General features: G+C 71.2%; 16 protein-coding genes. 10 read left to right on the forward strand and 6 right to left on the reverse strand.

The window, feature by feature from the left end:
- Positions 1-192 precede the first annotated feature (192 nt).
- Positions 193-1,344, reverse strand: a complete 1,152-nt coding sequence (locus ACZ6QO_RS00690) for a copper resistance D family protein (RefSeq protein WP_465846319.1) — start codon at positions 1,342-1,344, stop codon at positions 193-195.
- The gene (locus ACZ6QO_RS00695) at positions 1,341-2,021 is read right to left on the reverse strand and encodes a copper resistance CopC family protein (RefSeq protein ID WP_465846321.1); all 681 of its coding nucleotides are present in this window, start codon (positions 2,019-2,021) and stop codon (positions 1,341-1,343) included. Before ACZ6QO_RS00695 ends, ACZ6QO_RS00690 begins: the two co-directional genes overlap by 4 nt.
- A gap of 137 nt (positions 2,022-2,158) precedes the next feature.
- Here ACZ6QO_RS00695 and ACZ6QO_RS00700 point away from each other — a divergent pair, with 137 nt between their 5' ends.
- Both ACZ6QO_RS00700 and ACZ6QO_RS00705 read left to right on the forward strand, forming a co-directional pair.
- Positions 2,159-2,929, forward strand: a complete 771-nt coding sequence (locus ACZ6QO_RS00700) for a class I SAM-dependent methyltransferase (protein ID WP_465846322.1) — start codon at positions 2,159-2,161, stop codon at positions 2,927-2,929.
- Positions 2,930-3,055: 126 nt separating this feature from the next.
- The gene (locus tag ACZ6QO_RS00705; protein ID WP_465846323.1) at positions 3,056-4,342 is read left to right on the forward strand and encodes an MFS transporter; all 1,287 of its coding nucleotides are present in this window, start codon (positions 3,056-3,058) and stop codon (positions 4,340-4,342) included.
- 102 nt (positions 4,343-4,444) lie between these two features.
- Here the strand turns inward: ACZ6QO_RS00705 and ACZ6QO_RS00710 are convergent, their stop codons facing one another.
- From ACZ6QO_RS00710 to ACZ6QO_RS00725, 4 genes are all read right to left on the reverse strand, one after another.
- Entirely contained in the window at positions 4,445-5,032 is a 588-nt protein-coding gene (locus ACZ6QO_RS00710; RefSeq protein ID WP_465846325.1) for a cupin domain-containing protein, read from the reverse strand.
- A gap of 16 nt (positions 5,033-5,048) precedes the next feature.
- A complete protein-coding gene (locus ACZ6QO_RS00715) occupies positions 5,049-5,906 on the reverse strand; it encodes a DUF6807 domain-containing protein (RefSeq protein ID WP_465846326.1) in 858 nt (285 codons plus the stop codon).
- 14 nt (positions 5,907-5,920) lie between these two features.
- Complete coding sequence (locus ACZ6QO_RS00720; RefSeq protein ID WP_465846327.1) at positions 5,921-6,961, reverse strand: Gfo/Idh/MocA family protein; 1,041 nt, start codon at positions 6,959-6,961, stop codon at positions 5,921-5,923.
- Between the two features lie 270 nt (positions 6,962-7,231).
- Positions 7,232-8,245, reverse strand: coding sequence for a LacI family DNA-binding transcriptional regulator (locus ACZ6QO_RS00725; protein WP_465846328.1), 1,014 nt, complete (start codon positions 8,243-8,245; stop codon positions 7,232-7,234).
- 418 nt (positions 8,246-8,663) lie between these two features.
- On the opposite strand from ACZ6QO_RS00725, the gene ACZ6QO_RS00730 reads away from it, so the two are divergent.
- From ACZ6QO_RS00730 to ACZ6QO_RS00765, 8 genes are all read left to right on the forward strand, one after another.
- A complete protein-coding gene (locus ACZ6QO_RS00730; RefSeq protein WP_465846330.1) occupies positions 8,664-9,800 on the forward strand; it encodes an extracellular solute-binding protein in 1,137 nt (378 codons plus the stop codon).
- A gap of 417 nt (positions 9,801-10,217) precedes the next feature.
- Positions 10,218-11,216, forward strand: coding sequence for a carbohydrate ABC transporter permease (locus tag ACZ6QO_RS00735; RefSeq protein WP_465846333.1), 999 nt, complete (start codon positions 10,218-10,220; stop codon positions 11,214-11,216).
- Positions 11,213-12,070, forward strand: coding sequence for a carbohydrate ABC transporter permease (locus tag ACZ6QO_RS00740; protein WP_465846334.1), 858 nt, complete (start codon positions 11,213-11,215; stop codon positions 12,068-12,070). Before ACZ6QO_RS00735 ends, ACZ6QO_RS00740 begins: the two co-directional genes overlap by 4 nt.
- A gap of 60 nt (positions 12,071-12,130) precedes the next feature.
- Positions 12,131-13,516, forward strand: coding sequence for a glycoside hydrolase family 5 protein (locus tag ACZ6QO_RS00745; protein ID WP_465846336.1), 1,386 nt, complete (start codon positions 12,131-12,133; stop codon positions 13,514-13,516).
- Positions 13,517-13,777: 261 nt separating this feature from the next.
- Entirely contained in the window at positions 13,778-16,780 is a 3,003-nt protein-coding gene (locus tag ACZ6QO_RS00750) for an endo-1,4-beta-xylanase (protein ID WP_465846338.1), read from the forward strand.
- Between the two features lie 36 nt (positions 16,781-16,816).
- The gene (locus ACZ6QO_RS00755; protein ID WP_465846340.1) at positions 16,817-18,355 is read left to right on the forward strand and encodes a glycoside hydrolase family 43 protein; all 1,539 of its coding nucleotides are present in this window, start codon (positions 16,817-16,819) and stop codon (positions 18,353-18,355) included.
- 256 nt (positions 18,356-18,611) lie between these two features.
- Entirely contained in the window at positions 18,612-20,309 is a 1,698-nt protein-coding gene (locus ACZ6QO_RS00760) for a glycoside hydrolase family 27 protein (RefSeq protein WP_465846342.1), read from the forward strand.
- 419 nt (positions 20,310-20,728) lie between these two features.
- Positions 20,729-20,863 carry a hypothetical protein gene (locus ACZ6QO_RS00765; RefSeq protein WP_465846344.1) on the forward strand — a complete coding sequence of 45 codons (135 nt, stop codon included), beginning with the start codon at positions 20,729-20,731 and terminating at the stop codon, positions 20,861-20,863.
- Positions 20,864-21,295: the final 432 nt, after the last annotated feature.

Raw genomic sequence — 21,295 nt, forward strand, 5'->3', positions numbered from 1 at the left:
GGAAAACGGAAGCCCCCGTCCCCCCTCCCTTGGGCCCCCCCCCCCCCCTCCCCCCCCCCCCCCCCCCCCTTCCCCCCCCCCCCCCCCCCTGGGGGCCCCCCACGGCCGGCCTCGGGCCGGGAAGCGAAGTGCTCACTCACCAGCGGCCACCGGGCACCGGGTCCGCCCGATCGGGCGACCCGGTATCTCCCGTCAGGCGACGGGGGCGCGGGTGAGGGCGACGGCCACGCCGTAGGCCACGCCCATCACGGCCACCTCCAGCGCCGCCCAGGCGGCGAATGCCGCCGGCCTGCGCTGGACGAGGGACGGCATCAGGCGCCAGCGGATGTTGGCGCCCAGCAACGCCACGCCGGCCATACAGGCGATCTTCACGAGCACCAGCTGGCCGTAGTGGGTCGTGAACAGCGACCCCGGCAGGCTGGTGATGGGCGACAGCGCCAGCTCGACGAGCCCGTTGAACAGCCCGGACAGGCCGACGACGATGAGCGCGACGGTGGCCAGGCGGGAGAACCTCGGCAGAGCCCGGGCCAGCAGGTCGCGGTGCCGCGCCAGCAGCACAACCATGGCCGCCAGGCCGCCCGTCCACAGCGCGGCCGCGACGACGTGCAGCTCCATCGAGACCATGCTCAGCTCGTGCCAGTACCAGTTCGAGGCGTGCCCGCTGACCGGCAGCGGCAGCAGGCCGAACACGGCGACGACGACGCGGATCTCCGCGGGCACGTTCTCGCCGAAGCGCACGGCCAGCAGGCCGAAGAACGTGAAGGCCAGGGCGCAGGCCGCGCTGATCACCAGGCCCTGTCCCGAGCCGAGCGTCTCGACGTAGGCCCCGGGGTCGGGCGCCCGTCCCGGGGTCACCTCCGCGGCGCTGAGCACCATGGCGGCCAGCGCCGTGACGGCCCAGCCGAAGGCGGCGAGCACCGCCCAGGCGCGGGCCCTGGTCAGGACCGGCTCGGTGCGTGCGGGGTCGTCGAAGCCGAGCAGCTTGGGCAGCAGGCTGAGCCCGACGGCGGCCAGGGCGCACAGTTCCATGGCCAGGCGGGTGACCGGCAGGCCGTACGCCACCAGCGGCCCGGGGAGCGTGATCCCTGGAACGGCCTGCGGGGAGGTCCACCAGGTCGCGGCCGTCACCGCCACCAGCGCCGCCCCCGCCAGGCCCCACGCCGGCCCCCACACCGGCCACAGCCGCACGCCCCCGCCGGCCGGCGCCGCGTCGCGACCGGCCCCGTTCGGCGCAGCGTCGTGCTCCGTGACCGGCGCCGCGTCGTCGCCGGCGGCCGGTGGCGTCTCGTCCGGGCCGGGAGGGCGGGTCGCCGTCCGGCCGCCGGTCTCGTCGGTGGTGCTCACGCGCCGCCTCCAGCGGTCGCGCGGCCGTGGCGGGCGACGACCAGGATGCCGAGGCCCGAGAGCAGCAGCGCGGCGACGAGCAGGCCCCACACCCAGCCCCCGCCGCCCGTGCTCTGCGCCGCCGACCGGGCGAGCGGCTGGGCGCCCGCGGGCGCCTGGCCGCCCACACCCGGGGAGGCGTCCGGCGCGGCCTGGGGCGGGGCTCCCGCCGCCGAGGGGCCAGGCGTGGGGACGGCCCCGGCGGAGGGCGGTGCGGCCGACGGCTGAACGGCCGCCCCGGTGACGGTGAAGCCGATCTTGCCGGTGACCGGGTGCCCGTCGTTGGACAGGATCTGGTAACCGATGACGTACGCGCCCGCCGCCCCCGCGGAGGGCGGAGCGGGCAACTCGGCCGTTACCTCGGCGTCCACGACCTTGATCGCCGCCTTGGAGGTCGACCCGTCGGGCCCGGTGACGGCCACCTGGGCGAAGTCGGCACGCACCGGTTGGTCGAAGGTCAGCGTCACCCGGCCGGGGAGCGCGGCGAGCCGGGCGCCGTCCTTGGGATCGCTGCCGGTCAGCACGTTGTGCGCCTGGGCGGGCGCGACCGCCACGGCCAACGCCGCGCAGGCGGTCAGCAGGACCGTGAGCAGCCGTCTCACTGGGCTCTCCAGCCGTGACAGGACGTCAATGGACATGACCTTTCCATCGTTCAGAGCAGACGCTGCCATGGTGCCACCTGTGCGCCCCGGTGAGGTCCCGAGGGGCCCCGGCGCGACCGCCGCCACCTCGCCCGCATCCCCGGCCTGCGGCGGCGCCGACTAGGATTGCCGAGGTGGAGCCCAGGCTGCTGTACGACGGCACCGCCGAGCACTACCGGCGCTACCGCACCGGCTACGGCGATGAGGCCGTCGCTCACATCGCGCGCGAACTGGCCCTCGGCAGGCGGTCCAGGGTGCTCGACCTGGGGTGCGGCCCCGGCACGCTGACCATCCCGCTGTCCCGGTTCGCCGGCGCCGTCGTCGCCGTCGACCCGAGCGACGACATGCTGGCCGAGGGGGCGCGCGGAGCGCCGTCGAACATCCAGTGGCTCCAGGGCGATTCGAGCCGGCTGAGGCGGCTGCCGCTGGGCCGGGTCGACCACGTCGTGATGGGCCGTTCGTTCCACTGGATGGAGCGCGCCCAGGTGCTCGCCGACCTCGACGCCATGCTCCCCCCGGACGGGGCCGTCGTGCTGGCCGGCCCGGCCCGCGACCCCGTCGAGCCGCCGTGGGAGCCGGTGGTGCAGGCGGTACGGCGGCGGTTCGAGCTGGAGTGGCGGATGAACAGCGAGTCCTACCGGCAGTCCGGCCGCCGCCACCTGGAGGTGCTCGCCGAGTCGCCGTTCAGCGCGACCTCCGCGGCGTCGTTCCACCGCACGGTGCGGCGCGACACCGAGCAGGTGATCGGCCTGCAGTTCTCGTTCTCCTACTCCACGCCCGCCCGCCTCGGCGACCGGCTGCCCGACTTCGTCGAGGCCCTCGGCGCCGCGCTGACCGAGGCCAACCCGAGCGGCGTCTGGCAGGAGGAGTTCACCACCGAGGTCCTCACCGCGCGCAGACCCTGACGACCACTCCTTCCTCGCGGCGTCTCGCGGCCTCATCCGATTTCGGGGAGTGTCGAAGTGGGTCTTTATCGGCGGGGGGTGCGGCCACTACCATCCGGGCACGCCTCGTCACTAGGAGCCGCGCTGGTGAGCACCGTCCCCCCTGTCACACCGCCGCACGACCTCCCGATCGCCCTCGCCGAGCCCGTCGCGCGGGTCCGCCCCCGCTGGGTCGCGTTCATCTCGCTGGCCAACCTCGTCCTGTGGATGGGGTACTTCGGCCCGCTCCAGGTGCTGCTGCCGCAGCAGATGGCGCTCGCCGCCCCCGCGGGCAAGGAGAGCGCCCTGGCGTGGGTGACCGGCGCCGGCGCGGCGGTGGCCATGGTCTTCAACCCGCTGGCCGGGGCCCTGTCCGACCGCACGACCGGCCGCTTCGGCAGGCGTCACCCGTGGACGCTGCTGGGCGCGGTCGCCGGCGGCCTGGGCCTGGCCTTCCTGGCGTTCCAGGGGTCGGTCGCGGGCGTCCTGATCGGCTGGTGCCTGGCACAGGCCGGGCTGAACGCCATGCAGGCCGCGCTCACGGCCGGCGTGCCCGACCATGTCCCGGTCGGCCAGCGCGGCGAGGTGTCCGGGTGGATCGGCGTCCCGCAGACGCTCGGGGTGGTGCTGGCGGTCGTGCTGGTGACGATGGTCGCCACCACCACCGAATCGGGATATCTGCTGATCGGCGCACTGGTGCCGCTCGGGGTGCTGCCGTTCGTCCTGACCACGCGCGACCCCCGGCTGCCCGCCGGGCACCGGCCCCCGTTCGGCCTCGGGAGCTTTCTGCGGAGCTTCTGGGTGAGCCCGCGCGCCCATCCCGACTTCGCCTGGGCCTGGCTGACCCGCTTCCTGATGCAGCTCGGCAACGCCATCGCCCTGCTGTACCTGCTGTACTTCCTCACCGACGCGGTGGGCTACGAGCGGCTGTTCCCCGGGAGCAAGGCCGAGGACGGCCTGCTGGTGCTCATCCTCGTCTACACCGTCGCGGTGGTGCTCACCGCGGTGGCCGGCGGCGTGATCTCCGACCGCCTGGGCAGGCGGAAGACGCTCGTGACGGCGGCGGGCGTGATCAGCGCCGTCCCCGCCGTCATGCTGGCCTTCTGGCCCGCGTGGACGGTGGTCGTCGCGGCCGCCGTGATCATGGGGATCGGGTTCGGCGTCTACCTGTCGGTGGACAACGCCCTGGTCACGCAGGTGCTGCCCGCGGCGGCCGGCCGGGCGAAGGACCTCGGTGTGATCAACATCGCCAACTCGGGCCCGCAGGTGCTCGGGCCGGTGATCGCCGGCCCCATCGTGTCGGGGCTGGGCGGCTACCCGGTGCTGTACCTCACCGCCGCCGCGCTGACGCTGCTCGGCGCGGGCCTGGTGTGGAAGATCCGCTCCGTCCCCTGAGCCGCCGCTCCGCCCGCCGCCCCCGCCCGGCGCCGCACGCCTGGCGTGGCCGGTCACGACGGCCGCGTCCTCCCGAGTCCGGGCGGCGGGAGGCGGTGGGCGTCAGCCGCCGAGGGGGTAGGTGTCCAGCCGGCCGCACATGCCGAGGCGCGGCTCGGGGGCCGTCGAGAGGATCCCGGCGTCCCTGAGGTGCTCGGTGTCTCCTTCGCGCAGGGCCCGCAGGTGGACGCCCGTGGCCTCGGCGGCCCGCAGCGCGCCGGCCCGCCACCGCCTCTCGAAGCCCTCGACGGCGAGGTCCCTGCGCCGCCGCGCCCCCGCCTCGTCGGTGATCGCCGCGACCTTGTGGTACCTGGCCGGGTCGTCCAGCACGGCGGGCGGGAAGGTGAACACGGCGTCGCCCGCCTCGGGCAGGCCGCTGTTCTGCATGACGACGACGATGCGCAGGCGGGCGTCGTCGTTGACCAGCCGGTGGATCGTGCCGGGGGTGAACCGGACCACCGCGCCGGGCGCGAGAGGCGTCTCCGCGTACCCGTTCCAGGTCAGCGTCTGCACCGCGCCTGCGCCCTCCACCACGACGTAGGCCTCCGAGCACAGCAGGTGCATGTGCGGCGTGCCGCCGCGGACGCCGTCGGCCGAGGGCCAGTCGTAGACGCGCAGTCCGGAGACGCCGACGCCGCCGGGGAAGGTCATGGCCGCTCTCCTGTCCTCAGGGCGCGGGCGGGTGGTCCCGCACGTAGCTTTCCAGCGCGTCGCGGTCCCAGGCGCCGTCGGCGACCACGACCCGGTAGCGCACGCTCCAGCTCGCGCCCGGGGCCAGCTCGACCTCCTCGTGGAAGGCCAGCGAGGGGTTCACGGCGGCGAAGGGAGTGGTGCGGACGAACCACGTGGTGCCCGGCGCGGCGAGGAACAGCAGCGTCGAGGCCCGGTCCACCTCGTCGTGCCACCCGGTGTAGGCCAGCCAGGACGCGGTGCGCCCCATCATCTCCGGCCCGCCCTGGCCTCCCTCGGCGATCACCCGGCCGTCGGCGAACGCCCTCGGGCCGCGCCAGAACAGGCCGCAGTACCCGGCCATCGGCCTGCCGTGGGTCGTCGGGCTGCCGAAGCGGAGCGGCTCCGCCCGGGTGTTGGTCATGGTGGAGGACACCTCGAGCGCCCATGAGGTGCCCTCCACGTCTTTGACGGTCAGCCGCCGCACCTCGTCCACCCAGTGCTCGCCCGCCTGCGTGTGCCAGCTCAGCCGTTCGCGGCCGGGGGCGGTGAACTCCTCGTGGCGCATGCTGCCGACGTTGGGCAGATCGACGTAGGTCCGCCTGTCGTGCACGTACGTCCCGCCGCCCCAGAAGTTCTGGCCCGACAGGTGGGACACCGTCATCTGCAGGCCCTTGTGCCAGCGGTGGTCGTGCGGCCGGTAGCCGGTGACCACGTCGCCGGCCAGGGTGCGCAGCGGGTGGGCGTAGGGCTTGCTGGACTCGGTCGCCGGCATGTCGGGGCGGTAGACGTACCGCATCAGCTCGACGCCGCGGGCGGTCGCGACCAGTTCGGTCCCGGTGTCGTCGACTGTCACGGCGTCGCCGGCGCTCATGAGGCCGCGCCCGCGTCGAGACGGCGGTAGAACGGGTGGTCCGCCGTGAGCTCCGAGCGCAGCACCGGCCTGCCGGTGAACGCCGAGGCGTACAGGCCGGTGGCCAGCTCCAGCGCCTGCCGTCCCTCGGCGCCGCTCATCGGCGGCCGCTCGCCGCGCTCGTAGGCGTCCAGCAGGCCCGACAGCTGGGCGGCGTGCGAGCTCGGCACGTCGTCGGCCGGCCGCCACAGCTCAGGGGGGTCGCACGTCCAGTTCTGGTTGCCGTACCCGTACAGGTGCCTCAGCTCGACGGTGGCCGCGCCGAAGTCGAAGCGCAGGTAGCTCTCCTCACGGCGGGACAGCACGCTGTTGACCACCGAGGCCATGGCCCCGCCGGCGAACCGCACCGTGGCCATGGACACGTCCTCGGTCTCCACCGGGCGGTCGATCCGGCCGGTCATGGCGCGGATCTCCTCCCACTCGCCGAGGATCGACAGCATGAGGTCCATCTGGTGGATGCCGTGCCCCATGGTGGGGCCGCCGCCCTCGGTCTTCCACCTGCCTCGCCAGGGCACCGAGTAGTAGGCGTGGTCCCGGTACCACGCCGTGACGCACAGGCACACCATGGCGGGCCCGAGGACGCCGCTCGCGGCCAGCTCGCGCAGGTGCCGCGCGCCCGAGCCGAAGCGGTGCTGGAAGACCACGGCGGCGTAGGTGCCGTTCTCCGCCGCCGTGATCCGATCGTGTTCCGCCAGTGACAGGCACAGCGGCTTCTCGCACCACACCCACGCACCGGCGCTCAGACACTGGACGATCTGGCGCGCGTGCAGGTGCGGCGGGGTGCAGACGTGGACGAGTTCGGGACGCTCGCGGGCCAGCATCTCGCCGAGGTCGGTGTAGGCCCGCGGGATGTCGTGCTCGGCGCAGAACGCCCGCGCTCGCGGCCCGTCGACGTCGGCGGCGGCCACCACCGTGGCGCGGTGGCGCTCGGCGGCGAGCGCCGGCATGTGGGAGTACCCGGCGATGCCTCCGGCGCCGACGATGGCCACCCGGATCATCGCGCGTGCCCGTCGGCGCGGGGAACGACCGCGTCCGGCGAAAACCGGAAACGGGTGAGCACGCCGGCGTATGCCTGATGAGCAGCGCTTACCATCTCGCAGATGGCGACCCGCGCTCGTCTGGGCACCCGGACCCTCCGAAACTTTCAGAAGTTTTACGAGAGTTTTCGTGTGCCAGAAACCTAAAGCGGGCGGGCGACGGACGTCAAGACCGCCCGCCCGCCGGCCGCGAGGGCGAGATCGCGCCCCGGCGGGCCGGAGGCGGGACCGCTATGGCGTCCGCGGCGCCGTGCTGTCGCGGATGAGCAGGTCGGTGGCGAGCTCCACCCGCCTCGTCTCCAGGGAGTCGCCGCGCGAGATCTCCAGCGCCATGCGGGTGGCCAGCGCGGCCATCTCCTCCAGCGGCTGGCGCACGGTGGTCAGCGGCGGCCACGCCGAGCGGGCCAGGGGCAGGTCGTCGAACCCGACCACGCTGAGGTCGTCGGGGACGCGCAGCCCGGCGCGCCGCACGGCCTCGAACACGCCGAACGCCTGCATGTCGCTGCCCGCGAAGATGGCGGTCGGCCGGTCGGGCAGTTCGAGGAACGCCTTGCCGTGGACGTGGCCGGAGTCCACCAGGAAGTCGCCGTAGCGGATCAGCTCGGGGTCGACGGCCACCCCGGCGGTCTCCAGGGCGGCGCGGTAGCCGTCGATGCGCGCCCGGCTGCAGAGCATCTCGGGCGGCCCGCCGATCATGCCGATGCGGCGGTGGCCGAGCTCCAGCAGGTGGCGGGTGGCGGCGAGGCCGCCGTGCCAGTTGGTCGCCCCCACCGAGGCGACGTCGGGCGCGGGCTCGCCCTCGGGGTCGACGATGACGAACGGTATGGAACGGGCGAGGAGCTGGCCGTGCTGGCGGCGGGTGAGCCGCGAGGCGACCAGGACCACGCCGTCGGTGCGGCGGGCGGCGATGCGGTCGAGCCAGTCGCGGCCCGGCCCCGAGTGGGTGTGCAGCACCGAGACCACCACGGCGGCGTCGGCCTCGCGGGCCGCCGTCTCGGCCCCGCGGATGATCTCCATCGCCCACGGGCTCTCGATCTCGGCGAAGACCAGGTCGATGAGGCCCACCGGGCCGTCACCCTGGCCGGTGCGGCGCCGATAGCCGTGCTCGTGGAGCAGCCGCTCGACCCTGCGGCGTGTTTCCGGCGCCACCTCGGGACGGCCGTTGACGACCTTGGACACCGTCGGGACCGAGACTCCGGCCTCCTCGGCGATCAGTGCGATGGTGACCCGCCTCTTCGCTGACATGCGACGGAGTGTATCCGAAAGCTTTCGGAATTGCCCCGCCGGGGCCACTGTTCTCAGCACCCTTCCGGCCGCCATGCTGTCCTTGGCACCGCGAACCCGTTCCTGCGTGGCTATTGACGTGTTACGGGGGGTTTACGTACTCTCCGGGTCACGAAATATTCGGGGGTGCCAAAGAAACTTTCAAAGTTCTCGGGGCTGAGTCCGTAGGTCTCGCAGCGGGTGCGTAAATGAGGAAGGAACCACGAGGATGTCGTTGAGTCGGCGAAGTGTGGTCTTACTGGCCGCAACGGCGGTGCTGCTAGCGGGAGGCTGCGGCGGGCAGGGCAACACAGAGGGGGCCACGGGCGGGGCGGCGACGGGGACCGCGTCGGCCGGCAAGGTCACCGTCGAGTGGTGGAACATCTCCACCACCGAACCTATGAAAAGCTTCTATGAGCAGAAGGTCAAGGAGTACCAGACCGCGCACCCGAACGTCACGATCAAGAACGTCCCGATCGAGAACGAGGCGTTCAAGGCCAAGCTCGCCACGGTCACGCAGTCCGGCAAGACCCCGGACATCTACACCACCTGGGGTGGTGGCGTGCTGAAGCAGCAGATCGACGCCGGCCTGGTGAAGGACCTCTCCTCCGAGGCGGCCACCTGGCTCGCCGACTTCACCCCGGCCGCGCTGGCGGCGTACCAGTTCGACCAGAAGACCTACGCGGTGCCGCAGGACATCGGCATGGTCGGCTTCTGGTACAACAAGACGCTGTTCGAGAAGGCCGGCGTCACCCAGCCGCCCGCCACCTGGACCGAGTTCCTCGACGCCGTCAGGAAGATCAAGGCGGCCGGCATCACCCCGATCGCGCTCGCCGGCAAGGAGAAGTGGCCCGGTCACTACTACTGGGCCTACCTCGCCATGCGCATCGCCGGCCTGGACGCGCTCAAGCAGGCCGCCGTCGATGACGACTTCAACAAGCCGGACTTCATCGCGGCCGGTCAGAAGCTCAAGGAACTGGCCGACCTGCAGCCGTTCCAGAAGGGCTACCTCGGCGCCGCCTACTCCACCCCCGACGGCCAGGCCGCCCTCATGGGCAACGGCAAGGCCGCCATGGAGCTGATGGGCCAGTGGGCGCCGACCGTCCAGAAGGACGCGAGCAAGAAGGGCCTGGGCGACAAGCTCGGCTTCTTCACCTTCCCGGCCGTCGACGGCGGCAAGGGCTCGGCCACCGACGCCTTCGGCGGCGGCGGCGGGTACGCGGTCGGCGTGAACGCCCCGGCCGAGGCCGTGGACTTCCTGAAGTTCCTGTCCAGCAAGGACATCCACGGCCAGGCGGTGGAGACCGGCGGCATCCAGCCCGTGCTCAAGGGCGAGGAGAGCGTGGTGAAGGACCCGAACCTCGCCGTCGTCGCCAAGACGCTCGCCGGCGCCTCCGGGTTCCAGCTCTACCTGGACCAGGCCTACCCGCCGGCCGTCGGGCAGGAGGTCAACGACAGCGTGGCCGCGCTGATCGCCGGCTCCAAGACCCCCGAGCAGGTCGCCCAGGCCATCACCGAGACGGCCAAGACCGAGTAACGAAGGCGCGGACAGCGAAGTGGGAACCACGCGCGCCGTGACCGGCGGGCCCGGCTCGGGCCGGTGCTCGCCGGCGGCGCACCTCACGGGGCCGGCGGCGTCGTGGTTCCCGCCGCGGCGCGTCCACCGCCTCACCGGCCACCGCGGGGCGCCCCGCTCGGGGCGGCTCCGCGGACCGCACGATCTCACCCGCCACCGCGGGGCGTCCTCCTCGGGACCTCCCCGCGGAGGGCGCTTCTCCATCCGCCGCCGGGAGCCCCTCGCCGGGTCTCCCCGCGGAGGCGGCATCTCCGCGCGCCGCCGCGCGGCCCCCTCCCTCGGGCGGTCCCGCGGACGGCGCCCAACCACCTGCCAACGAGCGGCACCGTGCCGCGTTTCCCCAGGGCTGCGCCCGGGGCTCCACGCTGGGACAAGACGATGACACGACCCGCGCTGACCGACCGTCCGAAGACCGCGGCGGGCGTACCGCGCAGGGCGAGCCCGGGCTCCGCCTCATCCCCACGTCGTCGCCGGTTCAGGGGTCTGGCGACGATCACGCTGTTCCTGCTGCCGGGGCTCGCGCTCTTCATACTGCTGGTGCTCGCGCCGATCGCCATCGCGGCGTACACGAGCTTCTACAAGTGGAACGGGCTCGGCGGCCTGCCGGACAACTGGATCGGGCTGGACAACTACACCCGGATGTTCAGGGACGAGGTGTTCCTCGGCGACCTGCGGCGCGGCGCCGTCCTGATCATCCTGTCGCTGGTGATCCAGCTTCCGCTGGCGCTGGCGATCGCGATGCTGCTCAACCAGAAGATGCGCGGCCGGGCGTTCTACCGGCTGCTGTTCTTCGCGCCGTACGTGCTCTCCGAAGTGATCACCGGTGTGCTGTTCTCCATGATCCTGTCGCCGGAGGCGGGCCTCGCCAACCAGATCCTCGGCTCCATCGGCCTGGAGAGCCTGCAGTCGAGCTGGCTGGCCGAACCCGACACGGTCATGATGTCGCTGTTCCTGGTCATGATCTGGAAGTACTTCGGCTTCCACATGATCCTCTACTTGGCCGGCCGCCAGTCCATCCCCAAAGAGCTCGGCGAGGCGGCCTCGATCGACGGCGCGGGCCCCTGGAAGCAGTTCCGGTACGTCACCCTGCCGCTGCTCGGGCCGACGATCCGCATCAGCGTGTTCCTGTCCATCATCGGGGCGATCCAGCTCTTCGACCTGGTGTGGGTGCTCACCGCCGGCGGGCCCATCCACTCCTCCGAGACCATGGCCGTCACGATGTTCCAGTTCGGCTTCAAGCGCTCCCAGATCGGCTACGGCAGCGCCATCAGCGTCGTGATGTTCCTGATCAGCCTGGTGTTCGCGCTCGGCTATCAGCGGTTCGTCATGCGCCGCGACACACAGGGAGCGATCACCACCATGGGAGACCAGCGATGACCGCGCACGCCAGGGAGCAGACGGGGCCCCGCCTCGGCCGGCTCCGCTCCATCTCGCTGCAGACGGTCGTCATCATCCTCGGCGCGTTCGTCGTGGTGCCGCTGCTGTTCGCCGTGATCGGCGGGTTCAAGGACACCGGCCAGCTGTCGACCAACCCCTTCGGCCTGCCCGACCCGTGGGTCCCGGAGAACTACACCGACGTGCTCTTCTCGGGCTCGTTCTGGCGCCAGCTCATCAACAGCATCTTCGTCGCGGTCGCCACGACGCTCATCGTCGTCGGCCTGTCGGCCATGGCGGCGTACGTGTTCGCCCGCTTCGCCTTCCGCGGCAGGGAGTTGCTGTACACGCTGTTCGCGATGGGGCTGATGTTCCCGTTCGCCGTGGCGATCCTGCCGCTGTTCGTGCTGCTGCGGACCCTCGGACTGCTGGACAACCCGTTCGGCGTGATCCTGCCGCAGGCCGCCTTCGGGCTGCCCATGACGATCATCATCCTGCGCGCGTTCTTCCGCACCATCCCCCGGGAGGTGGAGGAGGCCGCGACGATCGACGGCTGCACCTCGTTCGGCTTCTTCTGGCGGATCCTGCTGCCGATGGCAAGGCCCGCCCTGGCCACGGTGTCGGTGCTGGCCGTCGTGGCCAGCTGGAACAACTTCTTCCTGCCGCTGGTGATCTTCAACGACCCCAACTGGTGGACCATCCCGCTGGGCGTCCAGCAGTTCACCGGGCAGTACTCCGCCGACACCGCCAGGATCCTCGCCTACATCGTTCTCGCGATGGTGCCCGCCCTCGCCTTCTACGCCGTGGCGGAGCGCCAGCTCATCGGCGGTCTCACCGCGGGAGCGACGAAGGGGTGATCCGCCTGCACGGTAAACCGAGCTTCCACGGCCTACAAGGCCATCCCTGAAGGAGCGCTGATGACCCTGCGTGTGTCCGGATCCAACCTCGTCGCCGCCGACGGCACCCCGGTGCGGCTGCGCGGAGTGGGCCTTGGGGGCTGGATGAACATGGAGAACTTCATCACCGGCTACCCCGCCAACGAGTCGGCCATGCGCGGCGCCGTGCGCGAGGTGCTGGGGGAGGAGCGGGCGGCGATGTTCTTCGACCGGCTGCTCACCTCGTTCTTCGGTCCCGACGACGCCGCGCTGCTCGCCGCCATGGGTGTCAACTGCGTGCGCATACCGGTGAACTACCGGCACTTCGAGTCCGACGACCGGCCGCTGGAGGTGATCGAGGACGGCTTCCGCCACCTCGACCGCGTCGTCGCGCTGCTGGCCGAGCGGCGCATCTACAGCGTCATCGACCTGCACGCCCTGCCCGGCTCGCAGAACCAGCACTGGCACTCCGACAACCCCACCCACGTGGCGTCGTTCTGGCAGCACCGGCACTTCCAGGACCGCGCCGTCCACCTGTGGGAGGCGATCGCCGACCGCTACAAGGACAACCCGTGGGTCGCCGGGTACAACCCGATGAACGAGCCCGGCGACGTCGGCGGCCGGGTCATCGGCCCGTTCTACGACCGCCTGGTCAAGGCGCTGCGCGCGGTCGACCCCGCCCACGTCCTGTTCCTCGACGGCAACACCTACTCCACCGACTTCTCCATCTTCCGCGAGGTGTACGAGAACACGGTGTTCGTGTGCCACGACTACGCGCTCGCCGGCTTCGCCCACGGCGGCCCGTACCCGGGGTACACCCGCGGCGAGTGGGTGGACCGCGGCCAGCTGGAGCGGGCCTTCGAAGAACGCACGACCTTCCAGCGGCAGACCGGCACACCGCTGTGGGTCGGCGAGTTCGGCCCGGTCTACACCGGCGACCCGGAGATCGACCGGCAGCGCTACCAGATCCTGTCCGACCAGCTGGAGATCTTCGACGCCCACCAGGCCGGCTGGTCGCTGTGGACCTACAAGGACATCGGCCTGCAGGGCCTGGTGCACGCCGACCCCGACGGGCCCTACCTGCGGCGCTTCGGCGACTTCGTGGCCAAGAAGAAGCGGCTCGGCGCCGACCGCTGGGGTTCGACGATGGAGGAGGCGGCCGACACGCTCTCGCCGCTGCACCGGCTCGTCGAAGAGGAGTTCCCCCAGTGGGACCCCTACCCGTGGGGCTCCCGGTACCAGACCGACGACCTCGTCCGGCACATCCTCATCGCCCAGGCGCTGGTGCCGGAGTACGCGGCGCTGTTCGGCGGCCTCGACGACGGCGAACTGCTCGCGCTGGCCGACTCCTTCGCGCTGGCCGGCTGCGTCCGGCGCGACCCGCTCATCGAACTGCTCACCGCCAACCTCACCTCCGGCGCCGCCTGACCGGCGCGCCGGGCCGACCCGCACAACCGAAACACCCGGGCCACGTCCCAAGCCGGTACGCGTCCTCCGATGCCCGCCCCTGGAGGACCGTCCGTCCAGGAGTCACGCCCTCCGGCACCTGACCCCGGAGGCTCCTCCGACGGGCCGGCCCGCCCGGACGTCCGGCACGTGATCGCCGGGACCGTGCCCGGTCCCGGCGATCACCGCTGTCCGGGCTGTCTTGCACCTGGCTCTATTCGACCTGACCTTGAGGAGACCAGCATGCGGTTCCCGCGTTCGTGGGTGGCGGCCGCCCTGTTATGCCTACCGCTGTCCGTCCTGCCGCCCGCCGCGGCGGGCACCGCCCAGGCGGCGGCGCAGGTGACGATAGCGACGTACGACTTCGAAAACGGCACCGCCCAGGGGTGGACGCCGCGCGGCGACGGAGTGTCGGTCGCGGCCGTCTCCGACGCCGCCCACTCCGGCGGCGCGTCCCTGCTGACCACCGGCCGCACCGAGACCTGGCACGGCGCCTCGATCACCCCGCCCCTGGAGAAGGGGGTGATCTACTCGGTCACCGCCCACGCCCGCCTGGCCGCGGGGACGCCCGCGAACACGATCGCGCTCACCGTGCAGCGCACGCCCGACGGCGGCACCACCACCTACGAGCGGGTCGGCGCGGCCACGGTCACCGACGCCGCCTGGACCGAGATCAGCGGCACCTACTCCTTCAGCGCCGACTCGCCCGGCCTGCAGCTCTACGCCGAGAGCTCGGAGGCCACCGCCGCCTTCTACCTCGACGACATCACGATCACCGCGGACACCGACCCCGGCCGGTCCGGCGTGACCAGCGACTTCGAGACCGGCACCGCGCAGGGCTGGTCGCCGCGCGCCTCGGCGTCCCTGACCGTCACCGCAGACCAGGCCCACGGCGGCGCCGCCAGCCTGCTCTCCACCGCCAGGAGCGCCTCCTGGGACGGCCCCGCGCTGCGCATCCTCGGCAAGATGACCAAGGGGTCGAAGTACACGCTGTCGGTGTGGGTGCGGCTCGGGCCGGACACGACCTCCGGCGACCTCGGCCTGTCGATCGAGCGCGGGCTGAACGGGACCGCGAGCTACGACAGGGTGGCCGCGCCCACCGCGATCGCCGCCGGCGGCTGGGTGCAGTTGAAAGGTTCATACACCCTGGCCTACGACGTGGACTTCCTCAGTGTGTACGTCGAGTCGGCGAGCGGGACCTTCCCGTTCTACATCGACGACTTCACACTGGCGTACGTGCCCGCCAAGCCCGTCCAGACCGACATCCCGTCGCTGAAGGACGTGCTGCCGTTCGACATCGGCGCCGCCATCGAGCGGGGGGAGACCCTCGGCGAGCACGGGAAGCTGCTCACCAAGCACTTCGACAGCGTGACCACCGGCAACTCCCTCAAGTGGGACGCCACCGAGCCGCGTGAGGGCGAGTTCACCTTCGAGGAGGGCGACCACCGGGTCGGCTTCGCCCTCGACAACGGCATGAAGGTCCGCGGCCACACGCTCGCCTGGCACAGCCAGACCCCCGACTGGGTGTTCAAGGACGGCGACCGCGACCTGACCGCCACCCCCGCCGACAAGGCGCTGCTGCTCAAGCGCCTGGAGAACCACATCAGGACCGTGGTGGGCCGCTACAAGGGCAAGATCAAGACGTGGGACGTCGTCAACGAGGTGGTGGACGAGTACCAGCCGGACGGCATGCGCCGCAGCCCGTGGTTCACCGTCACCGGGTACGACTTCATCCGCACCGCCTTCCGCGTCGCCCACGAGGTAGACCCGGCGGCCGAGCTGGTGCTCAACGACTACAACACCGAGTTCCCGCGCAAGCGCCAGGCCGTGTACAACCTGGTCAAGAAGCTCAGGGCCGAGGGGGTGCCGATCGACGCCGTCGGCCACCAGTTGCACGTCAACATCGAACGGCCCGCGGCGTCCGAGATCGAGAAGACGATCGAGCTGTTCGCCGGACTGGGCGTGGACCAGCAGGTCACCGAGCTGGACGTGAGCGTCTACACCGACTTCGTCTCCTCCTACACGACCGTCCCGCCCGAGGTGATCGTCCAGCAGGGATACCGGTACAAGGAGATCTTCGACGTCTTCCGCCGCCAGGCGTCCCGCCTGTCCTCGGTCACCCTGTGGGGCCTGGCCGACGACGGCACCTGGCTGTCGACCTTCCCGATCAACCGGCTCAACCCGCCGCTGCTGTTCGACGACGAGCTGCAGGCCAAGCCGGCGTACTGGGGCGTCGTGGACCCGGCCGAGCTGCCGCCGCTGACCCGCCGCCTCGACGCCCCGCAGGCCGCCGTGAAGGTCGACGCCGAGCGCGAGCAGCAGTGGAACCTGCTGCCCGACACCCCGATCGCCCGCGTGGGAGACCTGGCCGCCCGCTTCCAGGCCCGCTGGTCGCCCGCCGGGCTCGCCGTCTGGGCCGAGGTCGACGACCGCACGTGCGACAGGACCGACACGGTGACGCTGCGGCTCGGCGGCGCCGACCGCGTGGTCAAACGGGACGGCCACGCCCCCTGGTACCGCACGGCGCCCCTGAAGGACGGCTACCGCGCCGAGGCCCTGCTGCCCGCCTCGGCCGTCCTCGGCGGGAAACTGCCGTTCGAACTGGTCGCCCGCGACGGCAAGACCGGCAAGGACGTCTCGTGGAAGGGCGAGCTGACGCTCACCGCGCCGGTCAAGGTCACCACGGCCGCCAAGGGCGCCCCGGTCGTCGACGGCGTCGCCGACGCCGCCTGGGCCAAGGCTCCGGAGATCACCACCGCCACCTGGATCCAGGGCGGCTCCGGCGCGACGGCCAAGGTGCGAACCCTGTGGGACGCCGGCCACCTGTACGTGCTCGCGCGCGTCACCGACCCCCGGCTCAGCGAGGAGTCGCAGAACGCGTGGGAACAGGACTCCGTCGAGATCTTCGTCGACCCCGGCAACGACAAGACCAAGGGATACGACGATGACGACGGGCAGTACCGCGTCTCGTTCACCGGCAGGCAGACCATCGGCGGCACCTTCGACGCCTTCGCCGTCAAGGACAACCTGGTGAGCGCGGCCAAGGCGGTGCCGGGCGGGTACGTCGTCGAGGCGTCCATCGCGCTGCCGACGATCACCCCGGCCAAGGGCGGCCTGCTCGGGTTCGACGTCCAGGTCAACGACGCGACGGGCGCCGCGCGCACCGCGGCCGTCACCTGGAACGACTCCTCCGGCGTCTCCTATTTGAGCACGGCGGGATGGGGAGTGCTCGAACTGGGCAGGTAGCCGGGACGGTAGCGTCCCTGAGTAGAAAGGCCGTACGTGGTGCGCTTCAGCAACCCGATCCTGCCGGGGTTCCATCCGGACCCCTCGATCTGCCGGGTGGGCGAGGACTACTACCTGGTGACGTCGAGCTTCGAGTGGTTCCCCGGCGTGCCGATCTTCCACAGCAAGGATCTGGTCCACTGGCGGCAGCTCGGGCACGTGCTCGACCGGGCGTCGCAGCTCCCCATCGACGGCGTCCGGCCGAGCGGCGGGATCTACGCGCCCACGCTGCGCCACCACGACGGCCTCTTCTACATGATCACCACGTTGATCGACGGGTTGATGGAGTCGGGCAACTTCATCGTCACCGCCGCCGACCCGGCCGGGCCGTGGAGCGAGCCGTACTGGCTGCCCGAGGCCGAGGGCTTCGACCCGTCGCTGTTCTTCGACGACGACGGCCGGGCGTGGGTGCACGGCACGCGCCCCGCCCGGCAGCAGCGTCACGAGAACCACACCGAGGTCTGGATCCGCGAACTCGACCTGGACGGCATGAAGCTCGTCGGCGAGGAGCACGTGCTGTGGGACGGCGCCGTCAAAGGCGCCGTCTGGGCCGAGGGACCGCACATCTACAAGGTCGACGGGGCCTACTATCTGCTGGTGTCCGAGGGCGGCACCGACTACGACCACGCCATCAGCGTCGCCCGCGCCGAGCGGGTCACCGGCCCCTACACCGGCAGCCCCCGCAACCCCGTCCTCACCCACCGCAACCTCGGCCGCGACCATCCGATCGTCGGCACCGGCCACGGCGACCTGGTGCGCACGCCCGGCGGCGACTGGTGGATGGTGCTGCTGGCCATGCGGCCGTACGGCGGCTACCACTACAACCTCGGCAGGGAGACCTTCCTGACGTCGGTGCGCTGGGAGGACGGCTGGCCGGTCCCCGGCCCCGTCCGGCTCGACGGCGAGGCCCCCGCCCTGGCCACCTGCCGGTGGCCGGTCCCGCCCGCCTGCGACAACTTCGACAACCTGCGGCTGATGCCCCAGTGGAACCACCTGCGCACGCCGCGCGAGCCGTACTGGACCCTCACCGAGCGCCCCGGCTTCCTGCGGCTGCGCGGCCGCCCCGAGTCGATCACCGAGCGGGCCAACCCCAGCCTCATCGCCCGTCGCCAGGAGCATCCGAACTTCGCCGTGCACGCCGCGATGGAGTTCGTCCCGGAGAACCGCGAACGCGCCGGGCTGGCCCTGGTCCAGAACGACGACTTCCACATCCTGCTCGTCATGACCACCGGCGGCCTGACGGTGATCAGGAGGAAGGACGGCGCCGACCACACCCTGATCCAGGCCGACGTGTCACCCGGCCGCCTGTGGCTCGGCGTGGAGGCCCACGGGCAGGACTACCAGATGCTCTACGGCACCCGGCCCGGCGAATGGCGCCTGCTCGGCGAACCGGTCGACGGCCGCGTCCTCAGCAGCACCGTGGCCGGCGGCTTCATCGGCGCCTACATCGGCATGTACCTCAGCGGCGAAGGCCACCCCACCGGCAACGTCGCCGACTTCGACTGGTTCGAGTACCTCCCACTGCCCGAGCGCTGAGCGGTCGCCGGTCGCCGTCGTCCGGATGAAATATTCATCCGCGCTGCCGCGTCCGCACAGGTCACATGATCGCGGATGGCCCCACGCTTGACCGGCGGCCGGGGACGGAAGCACGCTCCACTGGACCACCCGCGCCTGTGCACGGGATCGGCCCGCGACTGATTGTTAGCGTTAACACATCGTCGCGGCGACCCGGTCACAGCCCTACCGGCCCGGCCGACCCGAACGGGCCGGACTCCACCCCCCGAGGAGCTTGGTGAACAGAAAACGGCTACGCGCCATCCTGGCCCCCGCCATCGCCGGAGCGCTGGCCCTGGCGTCGAGCGCGGTTGCGCTCACGGCCACCGCCGTCCCGGCACAGGCACTGGAGAACGGCGTGGGGCGCACGCCGCCGATGGGGTGGAACAGCTGGAACACCTTCGGCTGCAACATCAGTGAGACGCTGATCAAGCAGATGGCCGATGCGATCGTCAACTCCGGGTTGCGTGACCTGGGCTATCAGTACGTGGTGGTCGACGACTGCTGGTTCAATCCCACCCGCGATTCGGCGGGGAACCTGCAGGGCAACCCGTCGCGGTTCCCCAGCGGGATGAAGGCGCTCGGCGACTACCTGCACGGTAAGGGTCTGAAGTTCGGCATCTACCAGGTGCCCGTGGACAAGACCTGTGCGCAGTACTTCAGCAGCTACCCGGGCGCGACCGGAAGCCAGGGGCATGAGGTCCAGGATGCCCGGCAGTTCGCGGCCTGGGGTGTGGACTATCTGAAGTACGACTGGTGCTCGCCTAATGGCACCATGGACGACCAGGTGCGCACGTTCGCGAAGATGCGCGACGCGCTCGCCGCGACGGGGCGGCCGATCCTTTACAGCATCAACTCCAACAGCATTCACGACAAGACCGGGCCGCGGCGCAACTGGGGTGATGTCGCCAACATCTGGCGGACGACCGAGGACATCACCAACAAGTGGGACACCGGTCAGACCAACGGGTACCCGATGGGCATCCAGAACATCGTCAACGTCACCGTCCCGCTCGCCTCCTACGCCAAGCCGGGGGCGTTCAACGACCCCGACATGATGGAGGTCGGCCGGGGCGGCATGAACGACACCGAGATGCGCAGCCATTTCGCGCTGTGGGCGATCATGGCCTCTCCGCTGATCATGGGCAACGACGTGCGCAGCATGGATTCGGCGACGCAGACGATCCTGAAGAACCAGAACCTGATCGCCATCAACCAGGACTCGCTCGGGCTGCAGGCGACCCAGGTCAGCAACGACGGGACCCGGCGCGTGCTGGCCAAGCGGCTGGCCAACGGCGATGTCGCGGTCGCGCTGTTCAACCAGGGCGGCGGCACCACCACCGTCTCGACCACCGCCTCCGCGATCGGCCTGTCGGGTGGCTCGTTCACGCTGCGCGACGCCTGGACGAACGCCACCAGCAGCACTTCCGGCGCCATCTCGGCCAGCGTCCCCGCGCACGGCACCGTCGTGTACCGCGTCAGCGGCGGCGGCACGAACCCGACCCCCACGCCGACCCCGACCGTGACCCCCACGCCGACCCCGACCCCGACGGCTGGCGGGAACAGGCTGGTCAGCGTGTCGTCCGGCCGTTGCCTGGACGTGCCGAACAGCAACACCGCCAACGGCACCCAGCCGGTCATCTGGGACTGCAACGGCCAGGCCAACCAGCGCTGGACGGTCAGCGGGCAGACCATCCAGTCCCTCGGCAAGTGCCTTGACGCGCCGAGCGGCGCCACGGCCGGTTCGAAGGTGCAGGTCTGGGACTGCAACGGCGGCGCCAACCAGCAGTGGAACCTCAACTCCGACGGCACGATCCGCAATGTGCAGTACAGCAACCTGTGCCTGGACGTCTACAACAACGCCACCGCCAACAACACCCCCGTGATCGTCTGGACCTGCAACGGCCAGTCCAACCAGCGCTGGAACAGGAACTGACCGACCCGAACCAGGCCGGTGTCCGGCGACACCCGGACACCGGCCCGGCAGGCCGCACGCCTCACCATGAGCCATGCCATGTCCGTCGAGGAGATGGATGAGCTGGAGATGACGGCGTCGCGGGGGCCTGCACCCAGGTTCTCGCCGTGGCGCTCGTCGGTGACGAGCAGCCGGACGACGCCGCGGACCCGGGGAACTCCTCGGCCTCCCTCACGATCCAGTCGTCGCCGACGGGGGTGTCCTGCGTGCGAAGGATCCCGTAAGCGCCGGGATTGCCCGGGAGATGGCCATGTTCGCGAACGCGACCTTGAGCCTGCGCCTTCTTACCTCTCGCAGCACCTCGCCCACCGTCTTCCTGCTGCCCCCCGGGCGTTTCTGTGATGGTCCATACGAAGGACTGACTGGGCTCGAAGAGCTTGGTGTCGATCGGCATCCGCATCTGGCGCTGTGCGCCGGAGCCGTCCATAAGCCAGGCCGGGACCCAGCGCCACGCCCACGGCGAGCAGGGCGGCGACCCCCTGGCCGAGAAGGCGGGGCCGTACCGGCGGGCATGACGGACGGCGCGGGCCGGGCGCGTCGGCCTTGTGCCGGGTGCCCCCGCCGCCGGCGACGTCGGGTCTATCGGTCCTGAGATGTGATCGCGGGACATCGGCTCTTGCGTGCGCCCACGCAGCCCGGCCGCAGTGACGAGCTGTCCGGAATGTCACCGTATAGCGTGAACGGCGCTCACAACTATAGGTGAATCTATTGCTGAAATCGGTGTGTCTCTGTACCGTTCCGTACACAGAGCTGACTGTGGAGGCTGGGGAGGGCAGGTCGGCACGAGTGATCTCGTGGGGGGTCGCTCCTCCATGTCGGTTCCAGAGCTCGCTAGGGGTGGAGGTGCCTCGGTAGTGAAACGGTGCAGATGCGGCCAACACAAGGCGCGGCATCAAAAGGAGGGTACGCCTGAAGCTCGGGCGCCGCTGGGCTATCTCGCCGATTAC

The organism is Sphaerisporangium sp. NPDC049457 (assembly GCF_055586705.1).

Coding starts and splice junctions, on each gene's coding strand:
- ACZ6QO_RS00730 (WP_465846330.1), top strand. CDS start 8,664: ATGAAAAGCTTCTATGAGCAGAAGGTCAAGGAGTACCAGACCGCGCAC.
- ACZ6QO_RS00750 (WP_465846338.1), top strand. CDS start 13,778: ATGCGGTTCCCGCGTTCGTGGGTGGCGGCCGCCCTGTTATGCCTACCG.
- ACZ6QO_RS00725 (WP_465846328.1), bottom strand. CDS start 8,245: ATGTCAGCGAAGAGGCGGGTCACCATCGCACTGATCGCCGAGGAGGCC.
- ACZ6QO_RS00710 (WP_465846325.1), bottom strand. CDS start 5,032: ATGACCTTCCCCGGCGGCGTCGGCGTCTCCGGACTGCGCGTCTACGAC.
- ACZ6QO_RS00735 (WP_465846333.1), top strand. CDS start 10,218: ATGACACGACCCGCGCTGACCGACCGTCCGAAGACCGCGGCGGGCGTA.
- ACZ6QO_RS00740 (WP_465846334.1), top strand. CDS start 11,213: ATGACCGCGCACGCCAGGGAGCAGACGGGGCCCCGCCTCGGCCGGCTC.
- ACZ6QO_RS00695 (WP_465846321.1), bottom strand. CDS start 2,021: ATGTCCATTGACGTCCTGTCACGGCTGGAGAGCCCAGTGAGACGGCTG.
- ACZ6QO_RS00745 (WP_465846336.1), top strand. CDS start 12,131: ATGACCCTGCGTGTGTCCGGATCCAACCTCGTCGCCGCCGACGGCACC.
- ACZ6QO_RS00720 (WP_465846327.1), bottom strand. CDS start 6,961: ATGATCCGGGTGGCCATCGTCGGCGCCGGAGGCATCGCCGGGTACTCC.